The following is a 24439-nucleotide window of genomic DNA, read 5'->3' as shown; positions in this document are numbered from 1 at the left end:
TTCTTATAAGTCAAATATATGGCTATCAAAGTTAATTGGCAATCATGTGGAATGGAAAAGGAATGAAATTTGTTATAGTACAGTAAATTTATTAGTTTAAATTTGTGTCAAAATAGATATTTTACCCACTATGTTTTTTTTTAAAAAAAAAGAGATTCCACTACAAGAAGTTTTTCCTGAAGGGTTTGTAGATATTCACTCTCATTTATTACCAGGAATTGATGATGGAGCAAAAGATATAGATAACTCTATCTCTTTGATAGAGAAAATGTATTCTTACGGAATTAAGAATTTTATTACCACTCCTCATGTTTTGGGAGATGTATATCCAAATTCTTCTACAACAATTAAAGAAAAATTAGAAGAGGTTAGGACAGCATTAAAAGAACGAGGTCTTAAAGATATTTCTATAAACGCTGCAGCCGAGTATATGATGGATGAGCGATTCACAGAAAGGCTTAAAGCTGATGATATTTTAACATTAAAAGATAATTATATACTTGTGGAAATGTCGTATTTTAATGCGCCTTATAATTTATACGATATTTTATTTGAAATTCAACTGAAAGGGTATAAGCCTGTTTTAGCGCATCCAGAAAGGTATAATTTTTACCATAATGACTATCAGAATTATTATAAGTTAAAAAAGGCAGGTTGTGTTTTTCAATTGAATTTATTGTCTTTGACAGAACAGTATGGTAAAGGAGTACAAAAGACAGCACAAAAATTGTTAAGTGAAGGAATGTATGATTTTGTTGGTACTGATACCCATCATCACAATCATTTGAAACTTTTACAAAAAATAGGAACTGTAAAGACAAAAAAGCAGATAGAGAAGTTGTTAGAAAATAATAAAAAGTTTAAATAAAAAAAGGAAGCATTAATGCTTCCTTTTTTATAATTCTATAGTTTATAACTTAACTAAATATTTTTTTATACCAAGGTTTTCCATCATCTTCAGCCACACCATAGCCGTAGCCATAGCCATAGCCGTAGCCATAACCATAACCTCGTTTTAAATCAGTGTCATTTAAAATAATAGCTAATTTTGGTAGTTTTTTATCCTTATATAAAGTTTCAGGAATCATTAACATACGTTTATCTAGGTAATTTGCTCTAGCAACATACAATACGATATCAGCATACTTAGCAATTAACAAGGTATCTGTTACTAAGTTTACAGGAGCAGTATCGATAATAACATAATCATATTGTGATTCTAGTTCAGTAAATATGTCTCCTATTTTATTTGTCATTAACAATTCTGCTGGATTGGGAGGGATAGCACCAGAAGAGATAATATCTAAATTTGGAATTTCATCAATTGAAAACTTTAATGAATCTAAAGTGATACTATCATTAGTAATTAAATTAGTAATTCCTTTTCTTTCAGGTATTTCTAAATATTCTATAATTTTTGGTGCTCTTAAGTCCATTCCAACCAATACCACTTTTTTACCTGATAAAGATAAAGAAGCAGCTAAGTTGATAGAGGTAAAAGATTTACCTTCTCCACTAGTTGTGGAAGTTATAAAAATAGTTTTTGCTTGTTTTTCACCTTTATTAGGAAGCATAAAATCTAGGTTAGTTCTTATCAACCTAAAAGCTTCAGCAGTGCTTGAACGAGCGTTGGTATTGATTACTATTTTTTCTTTCGTTTCAGAATGTGGGATGTCTCCTAAGAAAGGAATAGAAGTTAAATCCTTAATATCTTTTCTAGTATGAACTTTTGTGTCTAGTAAATCTCTTAAATAAATAAAAACAAAAGGAATAATCAATCCTAATAATAATGCTGCTAAATATATGATTTTTCTTTTGGGACTAACAGGAATGTCAGATCCATAAGCTTTATCGATAATTTTAGCATTTGGTACTGCCGTAGCCGTAAGAGAAATAGCTGTTTCTTCTTTTTTCTTTAATAAATATGAGTATAGACCAGCTATAATTTCTTGTTGACGAGCAATGTCTAAAAATTCTCTTTCTTTAGTAGGAATTGAAGATATTTTTGAGTTAAATCGATTTGCCTCACGTTGTAAACTATTTACTTTTATTTGTAAAGAATGAACAGTATTTTCAAGACTTCTTTTTAAAGAACTTTTTAGGCTTGATAAGTTTTCCTGTATATCAATGAGTATAGTGTTTTTAGCACCTGCGCTTTTTTCTAAACGCTTTTGTTGTGCCAAAAGTTGATTGTATTCATTAATTGAAGTAGCAATATTACCATCTGATAAGCCTAAATTTGCAGGTAAATAATCATCATTGTCTAGTTCCTTGTTTAAAGATTTAGCCAAACTTAATTCTGTGGTAGCTTCAATTAGTTTCTTACGATTTTCCGTATTGGTTTGAAGTACTAATTGTGCTTCAGATTCAATATCGGTAATGTTGTTTTTGTCTTTAAAAGTTTCAACATTATCGTCTAGTTTTCCTAGTTCTTTAGCAATATTACTTAAACGATTAGCAATGAAATCATTGGTTTTTTCTGAGACTTCTTTTTTGTCATTTATTGCATCTAAGTTATACTGTCTTACTAGTTCATCTAGTATATTTTCAGCTTTTTCTTTAACCGAAGATTGTAATGATAATCTTAAAACACTAGATTTTTTGCTAATAGGAGAGATATTAATCCCTTTTTGATACCCATCAATAATTTTATCAACTGGTTTTATTAAGATTTTGATATTCTTGTTTGTACTTTCTTTATCAAAACCTTGATTTTTTACAATTTTAAAATTACCGAGAGAAGTATCATTTATTAGTTGATTAAATAAGTTTTCAGAAATAGTATTTCCTTCACTATTTTTTAAACGAAATTTTTCGGCAGATAAAATCTCAATATTGATGATAGTGTCTAACTCGTTTAATCTTTTTGATGTAGAATCAATTTTAACAAAAGTAATAGGTTTGTTTTCGTAAATTTCAGATTCTTTAATTCTACCTTCTGTAAGGTATTTGATATTTAAATCTAGTTTTTGAATAACATCATTAATAAGTTTACGAGATTTTATTATTTCTATTTCATTATCAATATTCTTACTAGATCCTCCAACTATACCTAGGTCTTCAAATGCAGCTAACTCATCTGAAATACCTCCTTGTTTATCATTCTTTATTAAGATGGTGGTGGATGCACTATATGCAGGTGTACTATATCTTAAGTACAAATACGCACCTATTATAGCAATTAAAATACCTAAAGCAAACCATTTCCAATGAATTAAGTATTTTTCTAATTCAGCCCTAATGTTAATGGTGTCGTTGTTGTCTATTTGTGGAGAATATTGTTCGTTATTCATAGCAATATTATCTAGTAAGAATTGAAATTAATGAAATAATCACGGATCCTAAAGAAATAAAGAGTCCTGTGTTTTTATTGTAAGCAGCATCCTGTGAAGTTGCTTTATTTGGTTCAACATATACGACATCGTTTTGTTGCAAATAATAAGCAGGAGAATTAAAAATTTTATTAGAACGTAAATCCAATTTATAACTCTTAATTTGATTATTCTCTTCTCTTTTAACTTCAATAATTCTAATTCCTGACATATTTAAATCACCTGCTAAACCAATAGCTTCTAAGACAGAAATGCGCTCATTAGGAATGGTAAATCTTCCTGGATTTTTTACATCACCTAACACAGTAACTGAAAAATTGGTGATTTTGATATTAATAGTTGGATTTTTAATATAATCAGGAGATAATTTGCTTTTGAGTAAGTCAATCGCCTCTGTTCTAGATAATCCAGCTAATTTTATTTGTCCTAAAACAGGAAAATCAATAAAACCATTACTGTCTATTAAATAAGATTGCTGTTGTGGTGTTCCAACTGCTCTGTCTGTAGTAGCAGAAAAGGTAACAGCAGGAAGGTTGAAAGGTTTAACTGCTTCTAGATCTAAAGCAGAAATTGTTATCTGAAGTAAATCGTCTGCCTTAAATATAGTTTTATAAGCGGTATTAGTTTTTGATTGGTTAACTTCATCATTTTGAAAATATACGATATCTTTTTTTGATGCACATGAAGTTATGGTTAGAATAATAATAGCTAAAACAATTTTTGTAACTCTTTGCATTGATTATTTTTTTTGCGAAAGTACTAATTTAATTTTTAGAAGAAATATCTAATTTTTCATAGATAGAATTGTTTGAAATATATTCAGGAACAATTTCTTTGATAAGTTGTACAGTTTTTTTGTTATTATGATTTTGGTTGGACAAACACAACTCTTCTATTTTACGATTAATATATGTATAATCTATAGGCTGATTTTTAGCAATCATGATTTTTTCATGATAGGTGGGAGTAGTATTTTCTCCATTAGCCAAAAGTTCTTCATATAATTTTTCACCAGGACGTAAACCAGTAATTTTTATGTCAATATCTTCGGGGAATTGTAACCCTGATAGATGAATCATTCTTTTGGCAACATCATAAATTTTAACAGATTTACCCATGTCAAAAATATAAATTTCACCCCCGTTCCCCATAGTTCCTGCTTCTAAAACCAATCGGCAAGCTTCGGGGATAGTCATAAAATATCGGGTAATTTCTTTATGAGTAACCGTTAAAGGTCCCCCATTTTCTATTTGACGTTTGAATAAAGGAATCACAGAGCCGTTTGAACCTAAAACATTACCAAAACGTGTAGTGGTAAATTTTGTGGTATGATTTTTCAAATTACTTAAGTAACTAATATACATTTCTGCCACTCGTTTTGTGGCTCCCATAACATTGGTCGGATTAACAGCTTTATCTGTAGATACCATAACAAAACGTTCAACATTGTGTTTTTTTGATAAATCAGCAATATTTTTTGTGCCTCCAATATTAATTTTCACAGCTTCATAAGGACTCATTTCCATCAAAGGAACATGCTTGTATGCAGCTGCATGAAAAACTTTTTGTGGTTTAAACTCTTCAAAAATCTCATTCATCCTTACCTGATCTCTAACATCAGCAACAATAGAGGTGAAGTTCTTTCGGTCTTGTTGTATTAACTCTTGTTGAAGATCGTATAAAGGAGATTCAGCCTGATCTATTAACACTAAGTGTTTATGATTGTAAAAACTTAATTGACGTGAAATTTCTGATCCAATAGAACCAGCAGCACCTGTTACTAAAATAATTTTATTATTAACGTCTCTTTTAACGATTGGATTGTCTATAGAGATAGGTTTTCTATCTAATAAATCTTCAATTTTAACCTGTTTTATTTGGTTGGCTTCTAAATCTCCATCAATCCATTTTGATAATGGTGGTACAATTTTTACTTGAACTCCTAGTGTAAATAAATGATCTGTTAAGTATAAAAGTTTTTCTGACTTTATGTTTTGGATAGAAATGATAATTTCATTAACCTTTTTGCTATTGATGAATTCTTTATCAATTCTTTTTCCATCATATATTTTTATTCGATCTAGTTTTTTTCCGATTTTTTTGACATCATCATCAATAAAACCAACTATTTCATATTTGTTTTTTGTATCTCTATTTAATGCGCCATAGGTTATCAAACCAGAATCACCGGCACCATATATTAGAACGTTAGTGATTGAACTTAATTCAGTGGAAATAATTTCGTAAAATGCTTTAAAGACAAATCGACTAATAACTAAAATAAGTACAGAAATCAAATAATGGATAATTATTATAGATTTAGGAATAGTGAAAGCTGGAAAAACTCTAAAAAAATTATTAATTAATACAATGCTAGCAGTTATTGTTGAAAGCAATGTGGTGCCAACAAATACATTAAAAGCATCTCTAGTTCCTGTATGTCGTATAATACCTCTGTAAGAACCGACCGCAAGGAAGCTAATAAGCGCTACTAAAGCAATAAAAGGGAGTTGGTAATATAAGCTATAGAAATCAAAATCTAGGCTAGCGTTAAAGCGTACAGTATAGGCTAAAACAAAAGATATACAAACTAAAATGATATCTATAATTAAAACTAACCATTTAGAGGTGTGTTTGTTTAAGGCTTTTAAAATTAGACTTTTAGTCATTAAATTTTTTGTTAGCGATTAAAGTTACAAAATAAAAAATGAACCAATAAAAAGAAGAATTAGATCTTCTTCATTTGTTGTTTCATCATTTGCATTTGCTCTTTAAGCATTCCATGCTTATCTAATTTTTTAGCTTCAGCCATTAAATTAGTAGCTTCTCTTTTTCGACGTTTTGTCATAGCAATTCCTGCAAGTTGTAGCTTAGCCATAGCTAAATCATGATCCATAGCCAATCCCAGTTTTACAGCTTTTTTTAGGTACTTTTCTGCTTGTGTTATGTTGGTTTGAGACAACATAATGCCATGCAAATAATTGTAATACCCCTCTTGTTTTCGGATTAAAGCAGTCGAAGGATTTTTAATATAGCCCAACCATTTTTGAGCTCCTTCAAAATTTTGTTTACGTAGTTGTAAAAAGGCTAAAAGAATAAATTCGTTTTTGAAATATAATAAAATGAATAGTCCAGCAAGTAAAAGTATTGATATTCCATTCATGATATGTCCTTGTATAAATTCATATACAGACCATGCAGTTACTAAAGCGGCTAAAACTAATTTTATATTTTTATTGAACATAGTTGTTTTTTTCTTCTTATCGGTTTGCAAAAATACATTTTTTTAACAGAAAAAGTTGTAACTTATTTTCTATAATACTTTTTGTTTTTTATCCAAGCTAAAATTCCTAAAATAGTTACAAAAGCAACTGAATAATATACAGATGTTGGAGTAATTACTTTATCTCCACTAGCATATGAGTGTAAGCCTGATAAATAAAAGTTTACTCCAAAATAAGTCATCATAATAGAAGCATAAGCAATTATTGACCATAAGTTAAAAGTAAATCTACTTCTTAATCCAGGAATTAAACGCATATGTAGAACAAAAGCGTATATCATGATTGAAATTAAGGCCCAAGTTTCTTTAGGATCCCATCCCCAATAGCGTCCCCAGCTTTCGTTTGCCCACATTCCACCTAAAAAGTTACCGATAGTAAGCATGACTAGCCCAACAGTTAAGGCCATTTCATTGATAACAGTAAGCTCTTTTATGTGTAACTTCATTTTCTTTTTGTTCTTTTTATTGGTGAAAATGATTAAGAATAAAGTAAAGACCCCTAAAATCATTCCCATTGAAAAAGGACCGTAACTCGCAACAATTATGGATACGTGCACATATAACCACCATGAATTCAAAACAGGTTGCAAGTTGGCAATTTCTGGGTCTAACCAATTTTGATGGGCGAACATTAAAATAATAGAAACTAAGAATGTAGTAGCAGCAATGGTTAGTGATGATTTTTTACCAAGGAATAAACCAAAGAGCATGGTTGCTAAACCAACAAATATGATAGATTCATATGCGTTACTCCACGGCGCATTTCCGCTTATGTACCATCTAGCAGCTAAACCTAGTATATGAAATACAAATAAGACAATTACTACGGCAATTAACCCTTTAACAATAGTATTAACCCAAGTTTTGTTGTTGAAGATTTGGAAGAAAACAAATACAATTAAAAGCAAACTTACATATCCGTAAGATTTAGAAAGTTTAACGAAGATATTTAATTTATTGTATGCTATTTCTAAATCGATTTTATCCTTTGCAGGAATAACCTCTGAACCAAATTTTCGTTGGAATTTTTTTATTCCATCTAAAACTTTATTAGTTTCAGTATAATCTCCAGACTTCTTCGAGGCTTGTAATAACTGCAAATATACAGGTAATGATTGACGTACAAATACTGAGTCTGTTCCTTTAAAATTCGCTTGCAATGTTTCTGGTTGCGAAACCCATTTATTATTTTCGTCATTAGGAATAGGATAAATACGTAACATTCCTCCACCTAAGGCTTGAGATAATAACCAAACTCTACGTTCAATTTTTATAATATCTTTTTCAAACTTATTTTGAATTTTTTTCTTTTCAGCTTCAACTACTAAATTGCTAATTTTTGAAGAACCATCTTTGTTGTAGAAATCGAGAAAGCGAGCATATTCAGTATCTTTTGGAAGTCCTAATAGTTCTCGTATTTGTGTATTTCCTTCTTCTAGATAAATAAAAGGAACATTTACCCAAAGCATCGGGCTTTCTGTAATAGAAAGTAGAATTTGGCTAGGGTCCATATCTTTAAACTTGCCACTATGGGCTACTTTTCTAACTAATTCAGAAGCAAAAGTATGCGCAGGCTTCATACGTCCACCAGCATCTTGAATGACTAAAGAGCTAAATAGAGCAGCGTGTTTATCATCTACTTTGTTTGCTTTCAAAATAGAATCTATTTGCGCTTCTGTAATTTGTTTTGGTTGATGAGAATTGTGTTGTCCAAAGCTTGCCAATGAAAATAACAAAGCAATTACAGATAATTTAGCTTTCTTATTTCGAATTTTCACTAACGATTGTTTTAAATCGTAAAAACGAGTGTCTTTTACAAATAAAGAAGCGATTAAGCCAAAGAATAATAAGAAGTAACCAAGATATGTAATTGATGTTCCCCAAAAATCGTGGTTAACAGACAGGTGTGTTTGTTCGTGCTGACCATCTATTTTATAACTAGACTGGAAAAACTTATAACCTTTATAATCTAAAATATGATTCATAAAAATTCTATAGTCAAAGGTTTCTTCAGGAGCTATTACCGTAATTTCACTAGCATATGCAGCAGCACTTTCAGAACCAGGATATTTTTCTAACTGAAAATCATTTAGTTTTATACTAAAAGGAGCCTGTAATAATTTAGAACCATACCAAGCTCTAAAGTTTAGATCGCCAATACTGAATTGTTGTTGATTGTCAACATTAAATTTTCCACCGTAAAATTCAACGCGTTTAGTTTCTCCATTGGTAGTAACATCAAAAATTACAGTGTCGTATTTTTTATCATCTTTTTTACCTCTTACAGTTTTAATTTCTCCTTTTTCTGGAGATTTTGGAACTACAAATTGTAATCCATTTACGTTGTGAAGTGTTAAGAGTTGAAAGTGTTGTGCACTATCTTTAACTATCAAGCCTTTCTTTTGATCAGCCATTCTAAACCAATCTCCATCATTCTTAGAAATCATTTTTAAGCTGCCGTCTTCATAAAAGAAGTTAATAGATGCAGCTTCTTTATTAGGTGCTTCAAAGCCCACTAAAATGTTATGGATGTTTTCAATGGTTCCTTTTTTAATGTAGTGTTCATGCCTAGTTCCACTTGAGCTTTCTACTAAAAACAAGTGTTCTGTTCCGTTTTCATCTAACACAAGTTTTGTTTCTGACCAAGGAATGTAATCAACTAAATTAAAAGTAACTTCATGATTTTCACCTTCTTTTTCAGGTTGAAAATTTTCTTTAAAAGTTGCTGAGTTTTTGCCCCAAGCAGATAAAAGTAATTTATTAGCAGTGGTTTTTTGAAACTCACTATTATCAATAATTACATTTAAATAAGTGTGTTCAGAATAGAATTGGTTGGTTGTTTCTCCTTCATCAATTACCATTAACCCTTCATAACTAATATATCGAGTAATACCAGCTCCAATTAAAATGAATAAAAAAGCAACGTGGAATAATAGTACAGACCATTTTTCTTTTTTATATAATTGGTACCTGAAAATGTTTCCAAAGAAGTTTATAACAAAGAACACCATAATTAGTTCAAACCACCAAGTATTATATATTAGTGCTTTAGAAGTTTGTGTTCCGAAATCGTTTTCAATAAATGTGGCAACTCCCATGGCAATGGCAAAAACAAAAAATAACACGGCCATTAAACGAGTAGAGTAGAGGGTATTTAAGATTTTTTTCATCAGTTAAATCTGCTAAGTGTAAAACGACGCAAATTTACGCATTAAAGCTTTAACCACCCTATGAATTCAATCATTTTTAAGAAGTTAATTGTTAAAATTAAAAGTGTTATTTGCCAATTTTTTCTCCCATTTTAACAAAAGTTTCCATCTTGTTTTGTGTATTGTCTAAAATATCTTGATCAAGAGTAATTTTGGAGCTGTCAACTAATATAACAATAGTGGATCCACCAAAAGCAAAATACCCCATTTCATCACCTTTTTTAACAGGAGCGTTGGGTGTATAGGTTTCTATAATGCTCCCTACCATAGTAGCTCCTACAGGAGCAATTAAAACATCTCCTTTGTCTTGAGTGGCTAATTCACAATACTCGCGTTTGTTTTCGCAAAAGACTTTGGTGAAGTTTGAAGCCAAGGCATATGGTGATACTGAAAAATAACTTCCTTTAATTTTGGTTACTTCGGAAGGTGTTCCGTCATAAGGAAAATGGTATCGATGGTAGTCATTGGGTGCTAGTCGTAAAATAATTAAGGAAGAGTTTTGATATTTTTTGGCTAGTTCTTTGTTTCCTAAAAATTCTTCAAGAGTAAACTTTCGCCCTTTTATAAAAAAATCATGGATATTAGCTACACTTTTAAAAGCTAACATTTTTCCATCACCAGGAGAAACAAAACCGTTTTCGATTTCTCGAGCATTTGGTTTTAATTTTCGATAGAAAAAATCATTGAAAGAAATATAATCTTCAGAAGGTCTTTCAGCTTCATTCATATCTATTTGAAGCTCTCTAACAAAATTATTTATCTTATTGATAGAGCCAGGTTTATTCATTAGTTTACCGTACCAAGACGATAAAAACTTACGTTTTACTAAGGGTAATAAAGCCATTTTTCCAAACGGATTGTTATATAGCAGCTTTAAATACCCCTCACCAGGAGGTGTTTCGGTAATGATTTTACCCGATTTTCTATCGATGAATTTTATTTGCATAATTGTTATTCCTCAATACTATCAATTAAAATAGTTAACATATCTATAGCAGCTTGCGCAATTTTGGTTCCAGGGCCAAAAACACCTACGGCACCAGCGTCAAATAAGAATTGATAATCTTGTGCAGGAATTACTCCTCCTACAATAACCATAATGTCTTCACGACCATATTTCTTAAGTTCAGCAATTACCTGAGGAACCAATGTTTTATGTCCAGCAGCTAAAGATGAAATACCTAAAATGTGTACGTCGTTTTCTATAGCTTGCTTGGTAGCTTCTTGTGGTGTTTGAAATAAAGGGCCTATATCTACATCAAAACCTAAATCGGCATAACCAGTAGCAACTACTTTGGCACCGCGGTCATGACCGTCTTGTCCAAGTTTGGCAATCATAATACGTGGTCGGCGCCCTTCTAATTCAGCAAACTTATCGGCTAATTCGGTTGCTTTTTTAAATAATTCGTCGTCTTTTATTTCTTTACTATACACGCCTGAAATGGTTTTATGGACTGCTTTATGACGCCCGAAAATAGTTTCAAGAGCATCTGAAATTTCACCTAAAGTAGCTCTGTTTCTTGCGGCTTTTACAGCTAAATCTAATAAATTTCCGTCACCTGATTTAGCAGATTCAGTTAAATCATTCAAAGCTTTGTCAACTTCAGCTTGATTTCTTTTTGATTTTAAATCATTCAATCGATTGATTTGTGATTGACGAACAGCTTCGTTATCTACTTCTAAAATATGTAGAGGATCTTCTTGTGCTAGTTGATACTTATTAACGCCAACAATAACATCTTGACCGCTATCAATTTTTGCTTGCTTTTTTGCTGCGGCTTCCTCAATGCGCATTTTCGGAATTCCTTTTTCAATAGCTTTGGTCATTCCTCCTAATTCTTCAACTTCCTGAATTAATTCCCAAGCTTTGTTGGCGATTTCTTCGGTAAGCTTTTCTACATGGTAGCTACCCGCCCAAGGATCAACTGTTTTGGTGATATGCGTTTCCTCTTGTAAATATATTTGTGTGTTACGAGCAATACGTGCCGAAAAATCGGTAGGTAAAGCAATGGCTTCATCTAAGGCATTGGTATGTAAGCTTTGGGTTCCGCCAAAGGCAGCAGCCATAGCTTCGATAGTGGTACGAGCAACATTGTTAAAAGGATCTTGTTCGGTTAAACTCCATCCACTGGTTTGACAGTGAGTTCTTAAGGCTAGTGATTTTGAGTTTTTTGGATTGAATTGTTTTACCATTTTTGCCCATAGCATTCTTCCTGCACGCATTTTAGCAATTTCCATAAAATGGTTCATTCCAATCGCCCAGAAAAAAGATAAACGAGGAGCGAAAGTGTCGATATCCATTCCTGCTTCCAATCCTTTTTTGATGTATTCCAATCCGTCAGCTAAAGTGTAAGCTAATTCAATTTCGGCAGTAGCACCAGCTTCTTGCATATGGTATCCTGAAATTGAAATAGAATTGAATTTTGGCATATTTTCAGAAGTGTATTCGAAAATATCTGCAATAATTTTCATTGATGGAGTAGGTGGGTAAATATAGGTGTTACGCACCATAAACTCTTTTAATATGTCATTTTGAATTGTTCCTGATAATAGTTCGGGAGCAACACCTTGTTCTTCAGCAGCCACAATGTAGAAAGCTAAAATAGGTAAAACGGCTCCGTTCATGGTCATAGAAACCGACATTTTGTCTAGCGGAATTTGATCAAATAAGACTTTCATGTCTTCAATTGAATCAATAGCAACTCCTGCTTTTCCAACATCACCTTGAACACGTTCATGATCGGAATCGTACCCTCTATGTGTAGCTAAATCAAAAGCTACAGATAGTCCTTTTTGACCAGCGGCTAAATTTCTGCGGTAAAAAGCATTACTTTCTTCGGCAGTAGAAAAACCTGCATACTGACGAATGGTCCAAGGTCTACGAACATACATGGTAGAGTAGGGACCACGTAAGTTGGGAGCAATTCCAGCAACAAAATCTTCGTGCTTGAAAGAGTTGTTTGCTTGCTCTTGATTTTTAGGTAATTGTATGTTTGATATATCTTTTCTACTCATCTTGTAAACGTTCTTGTTCTAACTTTTCGGCTAATCGTTTTTGAATAATTGGCTGAATCAAGGTTTTTTCTTTACGTACTTCTAAGAAAGGAGAAACTTCTAAATCGTTTTTCATCTTATCATTCTCATTCTTAATTTTATTAGTGCCTAGTAGGACTAATTTCCCTGAGTTGAATAATTCTTGCTCTTTATCAGCAGATTCTTTTATTTTTCGTTGAATAACACCTTCTTTAAGCTGTTTTAAGAAACCTCCACCTTGTTCTATTTGTTTAAAAATTTCTAGCGCTTTTTGCGCAAGTTGCTGTGTGATGGTTTCAATATAGTAGGCTCCATCTGCAATATTTTGCGCCTCAGCAAGTTCGCTTTCTTGTTGTAAAATTAATAATTGATTTCTTGAAATGCGTTCTCCGAACTCATTCGGTTGATGAAATATTTTATCATATGAATTATTAGCTACCGTGTTTACACCTCCTAAAATAGCACTCATGCACTCAGAAGTTGTACGAAGCATGTTTACATTATAGTCGTATATGGTTTTGTTTCGTCTACTAGGTTCTGCAAAAATATGAGCGGTTGCTTCAGTATTGTATTCTTTCAATAAAGAACTCCATAAAATTCTAAAGGCTCTTAGTTTGGCAATTTCAAAAAAGTAATTACTTCCTACAGAAAAATTAAAGTGAATATTGTTGGCGATTGAACTTCCGAAGTGATTCAAGTACTCATTTACATGTGCTAAAGCATACGCTAATTGTTGTGTAATTGTTGCCCCAGCATTTTGATAAATTAAAGCATTAACAGAAATAGCATTTTTAGAGTTATTGACTATTTCTTCTAATTGAGTGTGGTCGTTTTTAAGGTTTGAATACCAGTTTCCTGAACTTGCTAAGTGACCTATAACATCTGTATTAAAGTAATATTTGTCAGAGTTTATAAAGCTAGATACGCTTTTAACAAATTCTGAAGATAGAAAATCTAACGAAAAATAGATTGTGGTATTTTTTGTGTCAATTCCTTTTAATAAAGCTTTGTAATCGAACTCTTTTTTTGCTAAAAATTGGATTGATGAAGCACCTCTTTGAAGTGAGTCAATAGCAAACGTATTGGCTTTTTTTTCATCATCAATAAAAATTGATTGACAAATAGCAAAACCTTCTTTTGGAGTGTTAACTTTTATGTTAGTTCTATCTTCCTTGGTGTAAAAAGGTCTTACGGTAATGCTTTCCGTGGTTTTCCATAATAACGTTTCGTTATAATCGGAACCTTTAAGGTCTACTTGTATCTTTTGTTTCCATTCAGCTGAACTAACACCTTGGAATTCGTTAAATAAATAATCGCTCATTACTTTTTTATGGTATCAAATTCAATAATATAAATATCTTCATCACCTTTCTTCATTAAGTATTTTTCTCTTGCATAACGTTCTAGTTGAAGAGAGTCTTGGAGTAACTGTATAGTTTTTTTATCTTTTTTGATTCTCTTTTCATGATATTCTATCCAGCTTTTTAACTCGTTGATTTCTTTATTGAACTCTCTGTGAGTAAGGTAAGAATTTTCATCAAAAAAAAGCATCCAAACCACAAAAACGGTTAGTATAACAACATAAATGTTAGTGGCAATTTTAAAGGATGGTTTGTTTTTTATTGATTTAAAATTCATTTTATAAACGATCGTTAATTACAGTCCTTACAATATCAATGGCAACAGTATTATATCTATCGTTAGGAATAATAATGTCAGCATAGTTTTTGGTAGGTTCGATAAATTGTTGATGCATGGGCTTTAAAGTAGTTTGGTATCTGCTTAAAACCTCGTTAACATCTCTACCTCGCTCTTTAATGTCTCTTCGTACACGTCTTATTAATCGTTCGTCGGCATCGGCGTGTACAAAAACTTTAATATCACACAAGTTACGAAGTTCTTCACTATTAAATATCAAAATTCCTTCTATAATAATAACTTTTCTAGGGTGTGTTTTTATGGTGTCTTTGGTTCTATTATGAGCTACAAACGAATACACAGGTTGTTCAATAATGTTTCCGTTTTTTAAATCGGTTAGATGATGAACCATTAAATCAAAATCAATTGCTCTTGGGTGGTCAAAGTTTATTTTTGTACGTTCTTCGTAGGTGAGATTATCTGTTTGTTTGTAGTAAGAGTCTTGAGATATAACGCATACTTCGTCTGCAGGAAGTTCGTTAATTATCTGGTTTACTACTGTGGTTTTTCCGCTTCCTGTACCTCCAGCAATACCAATAACAAATATATTTTTCATCAAGTTTTGTAAAATAATGTGTGACAAATTTAGCAAAATAAGCGCATAAAAAAAGCGCTAACTTTTGTTAGCGCTTTTGACTTAAGAGCCGATGGAGGGACTCGAACCCACGACCTGCTGATTACAAATCAGCTGCTCTAGCCAGCTGAGCTACATCGGCGTTTTCCTTAAAAGCGTGGCAAATATATAATGTTTTTTAATACTGCCAAAAACTTTTTTTATTTTTTTGAAGAACTTTTTTAGTTTGTTTTTTAAGTGGTTGATTTTTAGTTTGTTTTTTGTAAAAAAAGAACTAAGTTTTTTTTACAAAAATAAAGAAGTCGGGATGAGTGGATTCGAACCACCGATCTCTGGTCCCCCAGACCAGCACTTTAACCGGACTAAGCTACATCCCGATGAATGCAAATATATTTAAAAAAGAAAAAGTTCTAAGCAAATTACTTAGAACTTTATCAAGAATAAATATTATAATGAGAGCGATAGTAAAGTTAATGAAACCACTATCCATTATTCATATTGTTTAATAACGAAATAAACATAAGGTTTATTGCTTAGGCTGTTAAAGGTTTTCCTTTTAAACGTTTTTCGATACGCTGTTTTACAGCGGTTAACCGTTTCATAACATCCATTAAAGCACTGTCTTTGGTTTCTTTATAGACCTCATTAATCTCTAAAATTAAAGCTTTTGCTTCTCTAGAGGCTAGTATTCTATCGCTAGTAGTAACAAATTTGAATTTTCTGTTTTCAAATTCTTCTGCTTTATTTATTAATTCTGAATTCATATACTATTTACCAATTTTAAATTAAAATTATCTTTTAGGTTGGTCTGGTAATTGACTTTACGTAGAAGATTTTCCCTAAAATAAATGGGGGGCAAATATAAGGGAAACTTTAAGTTGCTTATAGTTAATTTTATCAATTTGTTTTATTTATGTATAAGTTTTTTTTATAAGGTTTAAAACCTTCTACACATCAATTATAGATTTAATCTATAAATTTAAATATAAGGATTTTTTGCCGAGATTTAAAATTTATTAGCAAAATATTAACAGTTTTAGCTGATTCGTTTAATGATTTCTTAAGTAATATCAGTGTTTTGCTGAGAATACAGTATTTTTGTATGCAATAAAAAGAAATGAAATATGCAAAAAATAATATTGCTTGTTTTGGTAGCCTTGTTCTTATCATGTAAGAATCAAGACAAAAGAAGTGCTCAAGGAAAATCTGAATTTCAAAGGGAAATGAATGCCGAGTTTAAAGATGCGTCTAAATCACCTTTAACAAAAAAAGGATTGAAGAACTTTAAAGGACTAGACTTTTTTCCAATTGATAGCAAGTATAAGGTTAAGGCGAAGTTAATAAGAACACCAGATGCTCCAACTTTTAATTTTCCTACAACAACAGATAGGGTAGTGGTGTATCAAAAATATGGAGTAGTGTTATTTACTATTGATGAGAAAGAGTATGAGTTGGCAATTTACCAAAATGAAAACCCTAAGCCAGAGTATCAAGATTACTTGTTTCTCCCCTTTTTAGATAATACCAACGGAAAAACTTCGTATAAAGGAGGTCGATTTATAGATGTTTTAACTGGTGATATTGCCTCAGATGGCACATTAATGATTGATTTTAATAAGGCATATAATCCTTATTGTGCATATAGTAATCGTTATTCGTGTCCAATAACACCAAGAGGTAATTATTTAGATACAGAAATTAAAGCAGGAGTAATGGCTTATAAAGGACCTAAGTAATAAAAAAAATCCTGCTGCAGCAGGATTTTTTTATTTTGAAGGAGGTGTTAATCCTTCTTTGCAATCTTGTTCAATAGCTTCTTGTAATGAAGTTAAATATGGTTCTCTAACCTTTAGTTTTGTCTCAGTATGTGCCTTTTTGTTCAATTTTGAAAACATTTCAGCGATTTTAATAGCGGTAGGCAACAAATGTTCTTGAGGTACAACTTTGTCTAAAAATCCAGCAGTAATAGCATCTTTAGGGTTGTATATTTCTGAACAGTTTACACTTCTTTCAAAGTATATAGGTGTTAAACGAGCTTTAGCAATTTCTATACCGGCATTGTGCATGGTCATACCAATCATTACCTCGTTTAATCCAATTTTAAAATCACCTTCAACGCCTAGTCTGTAATCTGTAGAAAGTAATAAAAATGCTCCTTTGGCAACTGCGTGTCCTGAACAAGCAGCGATTATAGGAAAAGGAAATGAAAGCATTCTATGTGATAACTTAGAACCTTTAGTAACTAATTCTAAAGCTGATTCAGGAGACTGAGTCATGCTTTTTAAGTCGTAACCTGCAGAGAATATTCCAGATTGCCCAGTTAAAATGACTGGTTTTCCTTCTTTTTCTGCTTGATCTAATGAGGAGTTTAAAGCGTCGATTACTTCATGAGAAATAGCATTGGCTTTTCCGTTGGTAATTGTAATGATTACATGGTTGTTAGCCGATGTGTATTGTGTAAGGTTATCCATTTACTATGTATTATTTTAAGAGTTGTGTAAAATCAAAATGGTTTCGAATTAAATGCCTCTGGGATTAGCCACAAAGTAATTCGCCAGATAGATTCCTGCAAATACGGCTAAAAAACCTAATATGAAGCTAGCGATAGTATATATGGCAAAAGAGGTGAAATCTCCTGATTTTAAAAAAATATGATTTTCGTAAGCAAAGGTTGAAAAAGTGGTAAATCCACCACAAAAGCCTGTAGCTAATAATAAAGTATGGTTTTGTGTTAAAGCTTCATTTTTAGCTGCAAATCCTAAAATAATTCCGATAAGTAAGCTGCCTAGAATATTTGCAGTAAAGGTTCCGTAAGGAATTCCTGCTTGCGAACTGTTTAAAAGTTTTCCAATTAAAAATCGAAGAACACTTCCAATGCCACCACCAATAAAAACTAATAAAAATTGCTTCACTAAAGTTATTTTAGATTAATAGCTTATTATTCTTAAAGATAATTTGTAAGAATTATTATAAAAAAGCATTATGCTATTGCGAAAATAAGAAAACCTCACAAATTTTGTGAGGTTTTAGTTTTATATTCATAGTTAAAGCTTATTCCTGTTGCGAAGGAATTGTTTCTAATATTACCTTTTCAAGGTTGTTAAGTCCTTTTTCTTCCATAGGTCCTAACATGTTATCCCAACTTCCTGACATAGCTGCGAAAAATTTAAAGATAAAAGGAGATTTTTTAGCTTTCATTCCCCATGTTACCTTTGTTCCATTAGAAACTTCTTCAAAATACCAATAAATATCTCCAGGATCATTGTCGGCAAAAGATATTTTTTGATTAATAGATTTGTTGGGAACTACAGCTATGGTTTCCATTTTTCCTGGGCCGTCTTTACTTGTCCAGCTATCCGAAGCGCCAACACCTACTGTTTTTTCTCCGTATGTAACTACAATAGTACTATCTTCATCATGCCAAGGACCCCATTTTTCCCATGTTTTTATATCATTAACAGTATTGAATACATGATTTATTGGAGCTTCTATGACTTTGCTTCTGCTAATATCATAACTACCAGAAAAGCTAGCTACATAAATTAATGCTAATCCAACTAAAACAATTATCAGTAATAAAAAGTACTTTACAAATTTCATGGCTTTTAAATTTTTGATTGTATAGTAAAGTTACTGATTTTTAGCTTGCTGATTATAGTTTTATGTCGTCAGCATCTGTCCAATTCCATTTGCCTGTGATAATTCCTTTTTTAACAGTAACAATACCTGGGTTGGCTCTAATTACTGTTTTTAATGCTGTTTCATCACAGAAGCCAAAAGTATAAGGGAGTTCAAATTCTTTTTGAGTAACTGCTAAATCCTCGATATATGAAGCTGTTAATACATATATTTCATACCCTTGGTCTTTAGCCTTTTTTGCAGCTTTTGCTACTTCAGCAATACCTTCTTTTTCTGTCTTTTCAAAATTATACATGATGATTAGCATTGCTTTTTCTTTAGCCAACATTTCTTCTAATTTATCACCATCATCAGTGCTAATTTCAAAGTCGTGAATAGGAGGGATTTCGTCACTACCTTCTTGATACTTCATTCCTTCAGCAATATCTGTTCCTATTGCATAAGCTCTAAAATCAATAATAGGTAAATGATTTAATACGTAATAGGTTATGATAAGTGATAAAAATATAGCGCTATAAGATGTTAATGAGGCTATTTTATTAGAAATAAGAGGTTTGATGTGTTTTAGTCCAAAGATTAGAATTACAATAAATATCATGAAAATAACATTCTTGTAAAAAGTTTCTTTTGGAGTAAGTTTTAAAGCGTCACCAAAACACCCACAATCGGTAACTTTATTATAGGTATAAGAGTACCAAGTTAAAAATAAAAAGATGAGGTTTAGGCTAAATAAGCTCCAAACAGTGAATTTAGGTTTAAATCCAACTAAAAGCATAACGCCTAGTGCTAATTCTGCAACAATTAAAAGAATAGCAAAAGGTAATGTATATGGGATTAAGAATTCTAAATTTAGAACACCTTCACTAAAGTATTCTTGAAATTTATATTGAGATCCTATAGGATCTACCAATTTTACAAATCCAGAGTAAATAAAAAGAAGTCCTACGAGTACTCTTGAAATATGAGTTAATATTTTTAAAATCATATAGGGGTGTTATTTAGGTTAAATATCTGATTCCGAAAGGTGAATCATGGCAAAAATAGCATAATTAATCATATCTTGATAATTTGCTTCAATTCCTTCTGAAACTAAGGTTTTACCTTGATTGTCTTCTATTTGTTTTACACGAAGTAGTTTTTGCAGAATTAAATCGGTTAACGATGAAACTCGCATATCTCTCCATGCTTCACCATAGTCATGGTTTTTGTTTTCCATTAACTCTTTGGTGATTTTTATATGCTTGTTGTATAGTTTGGTAGCTTCTTCTGTGGTTAAATCAGGTTGCTCAACAATCCCTAATTCTATTTGAATTAACGCCATTACTGAGTAGTTAATAATACCTATAAACTCTGATTTTTCTCCTTCATCAACTTTTCGTTCAGTATTTTCTTGTAATTGACGAATGCGTTGTGCCTTGATAAATATTTGATCGGTTAATGAAGGAAGGCGTAAAATCCTCCAAGCACTACCATAATCACTCATTTTTTTAGTAAATAAACTTTTACATTCTTCAACCACAGCATCGTACTGTTTTGAGGTGTCTTGCATCTTTCTTATTTAAAAGTAATCGACCAAAAATAGTAAATATTACAAGCTTTTCATTTATTTTTACTTGGAAATTTAGTGTAATGACGATTAATTGTAAAGGAACCTTAATAGATCTCACTACTCCTAAGGTTATGGGGATTTTAAATATAACCCCAGATTCTTTTTTTGATGGAGGAAAATATAAAAATGAACACGATATACTGGCTCAAACAGAAAAAATGTTGAATGAGGGAGCTGACTTTATTGATGTAGGGGCGTATTCTTCAAGGCCAGGAGCGAAACATATTTCGGAAGAAGAGGAGCTGCAAAGGATGCTTCCTGTTGTTGATTTGTTACTGAAGAGTTTTCCTGAAATTCTTATTTCTGTAGATTCTTTTAGAAGTAGGGTGATAGAAGAATCAATAAATGCAGGAGCAGCAATTATTAATGATATTTCTGGAGGAAAAATGGATGAGAAAATGTTTGAAACTGTAGCAAAGTTACAAGTTCCGTACATTATGATGCATATGCAAGGAACCCCACAAAGCATGCAGCAAAATCCGCAGTATGAAAATGTAGTTACTGAAGTGATCACCTTTTTTGCTGAACAACTTTTTAAACTACGACAATTAAAAGTGAATGATGTAATTATTGATGTTGGTTTTGGTTTTGGGAAAACAATCAATCAAAATTATAAGTTGCTTAAAAACCTATCATTATTTAAGAATCTTGAAGTTCCTGTATTAACAGGTGTTTCAAGAAAGTCAATGTTGTATAAGCTATTAGATACTTCGCCTCAAGAAGCATTGAATGCTACGACAGTAGCTAATACAATAGCTTTGTTAAATGGGACTCAGATTTTAAGAGTACATGATGTAAAAGAAGCAGTAGAAGCGATTAAGATTGTAGAGCAGTTATTATAAAATGCTTACATTTACTAATAAGTATGAGGTTTTTTGACTAAAAATATACCTCAGATAAAAAATAGTTTTCAAATAACTGTCTTTTGGCTTTGTTTAAAAGTAGTTGCTAAACTTCTAAAAATTAATGAATTTAGATTTTATAGACTTTTCGTTTCTAGATGTGTTAGATATCTTCTTAGTAGCTGTATTGCTTTATTATATTTACAAATTGTTAAAAGGAACGGTAGCTATTAATATTGTTATAGGAATTGCACTAATCTTTTTAATTTGGAAAATAACGCAAGCTCTTCACATGGAAATGCTAAGTGGAATTTTAGGGTACTTGCTTTCTGGAGGAGTTATTGCGCTCATTATTGTATTTCAACAAGAAATCCGAAAGTTTTTATTAATGATAGGAACTACTAATTTTTCTACTAAAAGAGGTTTTTTGAATCAGCTTAAGTTTTTAAAAACTGAAATCCACTCAGAAATTGATATTGAAGCTATTTTGAGAGCCTGTGTTAATTTATCAAAGACGAAAACAGGAGCATTATTAGTAATCGAGAAAACAAATAATCTTGATTTTTTGATTAATACAGGCGATAAGATGGATGCATTGGTAAATGAAGCAATTATAGAGAGTATTTTTTATAAAAATAGCCCATTGCATGATGGGGCTACTGTAATTAGAGATAATTACATTGTGGCTACTCGTGTAGTGTTACCAGTTTCAGATAGTACTAAAATTCCAGCTCGTTTTGGCTTACGACATCGGGCTGCAATTGGGGTTACAGAAAAAACAGATGCGATTTGTTTACTGGTTTCTGAAGAAACAGGAGAAATTTCGTACATAAAAGATGGAGAATTTGTGTTGTATAAATCACTTGAAGAACTCCATAGAAAATTAGAAAAAGATGTTATGGCATAAAAAAAGGCTCGCATTAGCGAGCCTTTTTATTTTTTTCTGTCTCAAAATTATTGAGCAGGAGCCATCTTAGATTGAATAGCAGTCATTACGCTATTGAATTTCTTAGCAGCTTCTTCGTCTAAATTAGCAGCAATCTCTTTTGCTTGAGCAGCTAATTCAACACCTTTTTTAGCTAATTCAGTGTTCTTAACAACATCTCCTTTCGCTTCGATATAATCTTTAGCATACTCAGTGTATGATTGTAAGTATTCTCCTACTTTTTGATCTTCAAATTCAGGAATTTCAATACCTTCAATTGCAGATTTTACTGTTTCTGCAGCATTTTCTACAGCGTCAGCAGCTTCTTCAGCAGCTTCTTCAGTAGCCTCAACAGTCTCAGCAGTAGCTTCTTCAACAGCTTGAGCAGCGTTTTCTACAGTTTCTACAGTTGCATCTTTAGCGTCTTTAGCTTCTTTTTTACATGATGTTGCTAACAAAGCACCAACAACAAATACTGATAAGATTACTTTTTTCATCGTTTAATTGATTTTTAGTTTTTTAGATTGAATAACAAATGTACTATTTTGGACGACGTAAACAAATTTATTTATATCACCGTCTCACTATTAAACTGTTTTTCGTACAAATTCTTATAATAACCATCATGTTTTTTTAATAATTCGGTATGATTTCCTTTTTCAACGATACGACCTTTGTCCATAACTATAATCATATCAGCCTTTTTAATAGTTGCCAAGCGGTGTGCAATCACTATAGAAGTTCGGTCTTTGGTAATCTCATCTGTGGCGTATTGAATCATTTGTTCAGAATGTGTGTCAACCGATGAGGTAGCTTCGTCTAAAATTAATATACTTGGTTTACTAAGGTAAGCACGTAAAAAAGCAATTAATTGACGTTGACCAGACGATAACATGCCTCCACGTTCTTTTACATTGTAATTATAATCATTAGGTAGGCTCATTATAAAATCGTGAATACCTATTTGTTTGGCGGCTTTTTTGACCTCTTCTAAAGATATCTTTTCATTTTTTAAAGTAATATTATTTAGAATAGTGTCTGAAAATAAAAATACATCTTGCAATACTATTGCTACTTTTTGACGTAAAGAAGTGATGTCATAATCTTGAATAGGAGTATCATCAATACAAATTAACCCACTGTTTATTTCATAAAAACGACTAATAAGACTAATAATAGTTGATTTACCTGCTCCGGTAGCACCCACAATGGCTACTGTTTGTCCTTTTTCTACATCAAAACTAATTCCTTTTAAAATTTCTTCATCTTTTATATAGCTAAAGTGTACATCTTTAAAGTTAATGTTGCCCTGGATATTAGCTGCAGAAAAAGTTCCATTTTTATCAATAGAGCTTTCAGTATCTATAACATTAAATACACGTTCGCCAGCCACAATTCCCATTTGTAACTGATTAAATTTATCAGCAATTTGTCGTAAAGGTCTAAATAACATTTGAGCCATTTGAATAAAAGCAATAACAGCTCCTACACTAACAGCAGTACTACCAACTACCTGTAAACCTCCAAACCATGCGATTAAACCAATTGAAATAGATGATAGTATTTCTGCAATAGGAAAAAAGATTGAGTAGTACCAAACGGTCTTAATATGTGCTTTCTTATGTTTTTCGTTAATATTAATGAAGTTTTGATATTCGATTTTTTCGCGATTAAAAAGCTGAACAATTTTTATTCCTGTTACTCTTTCTTGTACAAAACTGTTAAGGTTGGCTACTTGGTTTCGAACATCTTGAAAAGTTGATTTTATAGCAATTTGGAATAATTTGGTAGCATAAATAAGTACAGGTAATGTAGCAAGTGCGATTAGTGCCAGTTTCCAGTTTGTATAAAACATTACTATAATTACTACTATCATTTTTAAAATGTCACTGACAATCATAAAAACACCTTGCGTAAAAAAGTTAGCAATAGTTTCTATATCAGAAACAACACGAGTTACCAATTTTCCTACAGACGAATTATCAAAATAACTCATCTTAAATTCTAAGATTTTTCTAAAAGTTTTGGCTCTAATATCTCTGATTATATGTTGACCCACCCAGTTGGCGTAATAAATGAAACTAAATTGAAAAAAAACTTGAATAAGTAAAACCACTAACATAGCGATAGTGAAATACGATAGTCTTACAAAGTCTTTGGTAATTGTGAAATCGTCAATTGCCATCATCAAAATTACAGGGCTTAAAGCAGAAAACCCAGCTAACAAAATGGTTGAAAGCGATGCAATTATAAATCGAATACGGTATTTTTTTGCAAAACTCATAAGTCGTGCAA

General features: G+C 31.6%; 22 protein-coding genes and 2 tRNA genes. 4 read left to right on the top strand and 20 right to left on the bottom strand.

Features of this window, described 5'->3' with window-relative positions; translation table 11 throughout:
- Window positions 1–130 precede the first annotated feature (130 nt).
- The gene (locus DFQ07_RS12710; protein ID WP_133537434.1) at window positions 131–868 is read left to right on the top strand and encodes a tyrosine-protein phosphatase; all 738 of its coding nucleotides are present in this window, start codon (window positions 131–133) and stop codon (window positions 866–868) included.
- Between the two features lie 49 nt (window positions 869–917).
- Here DFQ07_RS12710 and DFQ07_RS12705 read toward each other — a convergent pair whose 3' ends face one another.
- The 13 genes from DFQ07_RS12705 to DFQ07_RS12645 form a co-directional block, all read right to left on the bottom strand.
- On the bottom strand, window positions 918–3293 hold the full coding sequence (locus DFQ07_RS12705; RefSeq protein WP_133537432.1) for a GumC family protein: 2376 nt from the start codon (window positions 3291–3293) through the stop codon (window positions 918–920).
- A gap of 7 nt (window positions 3294–3300) precedes the next feature.
- A complete protein-coding gene (locus DFQ07_RS12700) occupies window positions 3301–4068 on the bottom strand; it encodes a polysaccharide biosynthesis/export family protein (RefSeq protein ID WP_133537430.1) in 768 nt (255 codons plus the stop codon).
- 28 nt (window positions 4069–4096) lie between these two features.
- Window positions 4097–6001, bottom strand: coding sequence for a polysaccharide biosynthesis protein (locus tag DFQ07_RS12695; RefSeq protein ID WP_133537428.1), 1905 nt, complete (start codon window positions 5999–6001; stop codon window positions 4097–4099).
- Window positions 6002–6060: 59 nt separating this feature from the next.
- On the bottom strand, window positions 6061–6576 hold the full coding sequence (locus DFQ07_RS12690) for a DUF2892 domain-containing protein (RefSeq protein WP_133537550.1): 516 nt from the start codon (window positions 6574–6576) through the stop codon (window positions 6061–6063).
- Between the two features lie 62 nt (window positions 6577–6638).
- Complete coding sequence (gene ccsA, locus DFQ07_RS12685; RefSeq protein ID WP_133537426.1) at window positions 6639–9785, bottom strand: cytochrome c biogenesis protein CcsA; 3147 nt, start codon at window positions 9783–9785, stop codon at window positions 6639–6641.
- Window positions 9786–9891: 106 nt separating this feature from the next.
- Entirely contained in the window at window positions 9892–10770 is an 879-nt protein-coding gene (gene asd, locus DFQ07_RS12680) for an archaetidylserine decarboxylase (RefSeq protein ID WP_208107700.1), read from the bottom strand.
- 5 nt (window positions 10771–10775) lie between these two features.
- Window positions 10776–12839: a methylmalonyl-CoA mutase gene (scpA, locus tag DFQ07_RS12675; RefSeq protein ID WP_133537422.1), complete on the bottom strand. Its 2064-nt coding sequence runs from the start codon at window positions 12837–12839 to the stop codon at window positions 10776–10778.
- Window positions 12832–14178 (bottom strand): methylmalonyl-CoA mutase subunit beta, encoded by a 1347-nt coding sequence (locus tag DFQ07_RS12670; protein ID WP_133537420.1) that lies wholly within the window; start codon window positions 14176–14178, stop codon window positions 12832–12834. Before DFQ07_RS12670 ends, scpA begins: the two co-directional genes overlap by 8 nt.
- Window positions 14178–14495, bottom strand: a complete 318-nt coding sequence (locus DFQ07_RS12665; RefSeq protein ID WP_133537418.1) for an FtsB family cell division protein — start codon at window positions 14493–14495, stop codon at window positions 14178–14180. The genes DFQ07_RS12670 and DFQ07_RS12665 overlap by 1 nt, the downstream gene beginning before the upstream one ends.
- Window position 14496: 1 nt before the next feature.
- Complete coding sequence (gene udk / locus DFQ07_RS12660) at window positions 14497–15147, bottom strand: uridine kinase (RefSeq protein WP_133537416.1); 651 nt, start codon at window positions 15145–15147, stop codon at window positions 14497–14499.
- Window positions 15148–15197: 50 nt separating this feature from the next.
- Window positions 15198–15271: transfer RNA gene (locus DFQ07_RS12655), tRNA-Thr, on the bottom strand.
- 160 nt (window positions 15272–15431) lie between these two features.
- A tRNA-Pro gene (locus DFQ07_RS12650) sits at window positions 15432–15506 on the bottom strand.
- 156 nt (window positions 15507–15662) lie between these two features.
- Window positions 15663–15893 (bottom strand): hypothetical protein, encoded by a 231-nt coding sequence (locus DFQ07_RS12645; RefSeq protein WP_133537414.1) that lies wholly within the window; start codon window positions 15891–15893, stop codon window positions 15663–15665.
- 360 nt (window positions 15894–16253) lie between these two features.
- Here DFQ07_RS12645 and DFQ07_RS12640 point away from each other — a divergent pair, with 360 nt between their 5' ends.
- Window positions 16254–16865 carry a DUF1684 domain-containing protein gene (locus DFQ07_RS12640; protein WP_133537412.1) on the top strand — a complete coding sequence of 204 codons (612 nt, stop codon included), beginning with the start codon at window positions 16254–16256 and terminating at the stop codon, window positions 16863–16865.
- Window positions 16866–16895: 30 nt separating this feature from the next.
- Here the strand turns inward: DFQ07_RS12640 and DFQ07_RS12635 are convergent, their stop codons facing one another.
- The 5 genes from DFQ07_RS12635 to DFQ07_RS12615 all read right to left on the bottom strand — a co-directional run bounded on the left by DFQ07_RS12635 (window position 16896) and on the right by DFQ07_RS12615 (window position 20317).
- Complete coding sequence (locus tag DFQ07_RS12635; protein WP_133537410.1) at window positions 16896–17600, bottom strand: crotonase/enoyl-CoA hydratase family protein; 705 nt, start codon at window positions 17598–17600, stop codon at window positions 16896–16898.
- Window positions 17601–17648: 48 nt separating this feature from the next.
- Window positions 17649–18041: a fluoride efflux transporter CrcB gene (gene crcB / locus DFQ07_RS12630; protein ID WP_133537408.1), complete on the bottom strand. Its 393-nt coding sequence runs from the start codon at window positions 18039–18041 to the stop codon at window positions 17649–17651.
- A gap of 139 nt (window positions 18042–18180) precedes the next feature.
- A complete protein-coding gene (locus DFQ07_RS12625) occupies window positions 18181–18729 on the bottom strand; it encodes an SRPBCC family protein (RefSeq protein WP_133537406.1) in 549 nt (182 codons plus the stop codon).
- A gap of 52 nt (window positions 18730–18781) precedes the next feature.
- Window positions 18782–19753 (bottom strand): DoxX family protein, encoded by a 972-nt coding sequence (locus DFQ07_RS12620; protein ID WP_133537404.1) that lies wholly within the window; start codon window positions 19751–19753, stop codon window positions 18782–18784.
- 18 nt (window positions 19754–19771) lie between these two features.
- Window positions 19772–20317: a DUF1599 domain-containing protein gene (locus DFQ07_RS12615; protein WP_133537402.1), complete on the bottom strand. Its 546-nt coding sequence runs from the start codon at window positions 20315–20317 to the stop codon at window positions 19772–19774.
- Between the two features lie 80 nt (window positions 20318–20397).
- Between DFQ07_RS12615 and folP the strand changes: the two genes are divergently transcribed.
- Both folP and cdaA read left to right on the top strand, forming a co-directional pair.
- Window positions 20398–21219, top strand: a complete 822-nt coding sequence (gene folP / locus DFQ07_RS12610) for a dihydropteroate synthase (protein WP_133537400.1) — start codon at window positions 20398–20400, stop codon at window positions 21217–21219.
- 124 nt (window positions 21220–21343) lie between these two features.
- Window positions 21344–22126, top strand: a complete 783-nt coding sequence (gene cdaA / locus DFQ07_RS12605) for a diadenylate cyclase CdaA (protein ID WP_133537398.1) — start codon at window positions 21344–21346, stop codon at window positions 22124–22126.
- Between the two features lie 47 nt (window positions 22127–22173).
- Here cdaA and DFQ07_RS15745 read toward each other — a convergent pair whose 3' ends face one another.
- Window positions 22174–22641, bottom strand: a complete 468-nt coding sequence (locus DFQ07_RS15745; protein ID WP_208107699.1) for a hypothetical protein — start codon at window positions 22639–22641, stop codon at window positions 22174–22176.
- Window positions 22642–22712: 71 nt separating this feature from the next.
- Window positions 22713–24428 (bottom strand): ABC transporter ATP-binding protein, encoded by a 1716-nt coding sequence (locus DFQ07_RS12595; protein WP_243743984.1) that lies wholly within the window; start codon window positions 24426–24428, stop codon window positions 22713–22715.
- Window positions 24429–24439: the final 11 nt, after the last annotated feature.

Source organism: Tenacibaculum caenipelagi, from assembly GCF_004363005.1.
In the GTDB taxonomy this organism is placed as follows: domain Bacteria; phylum Bacteroidota; class Bacteroidia; order Flavobacteriales; family Flavobacteriaceae; genus Polaribacter; species Polaribacter caenipelagi.
This window is presented reverse-complemented; position numbering and strand designations above follow the sequence as displayed.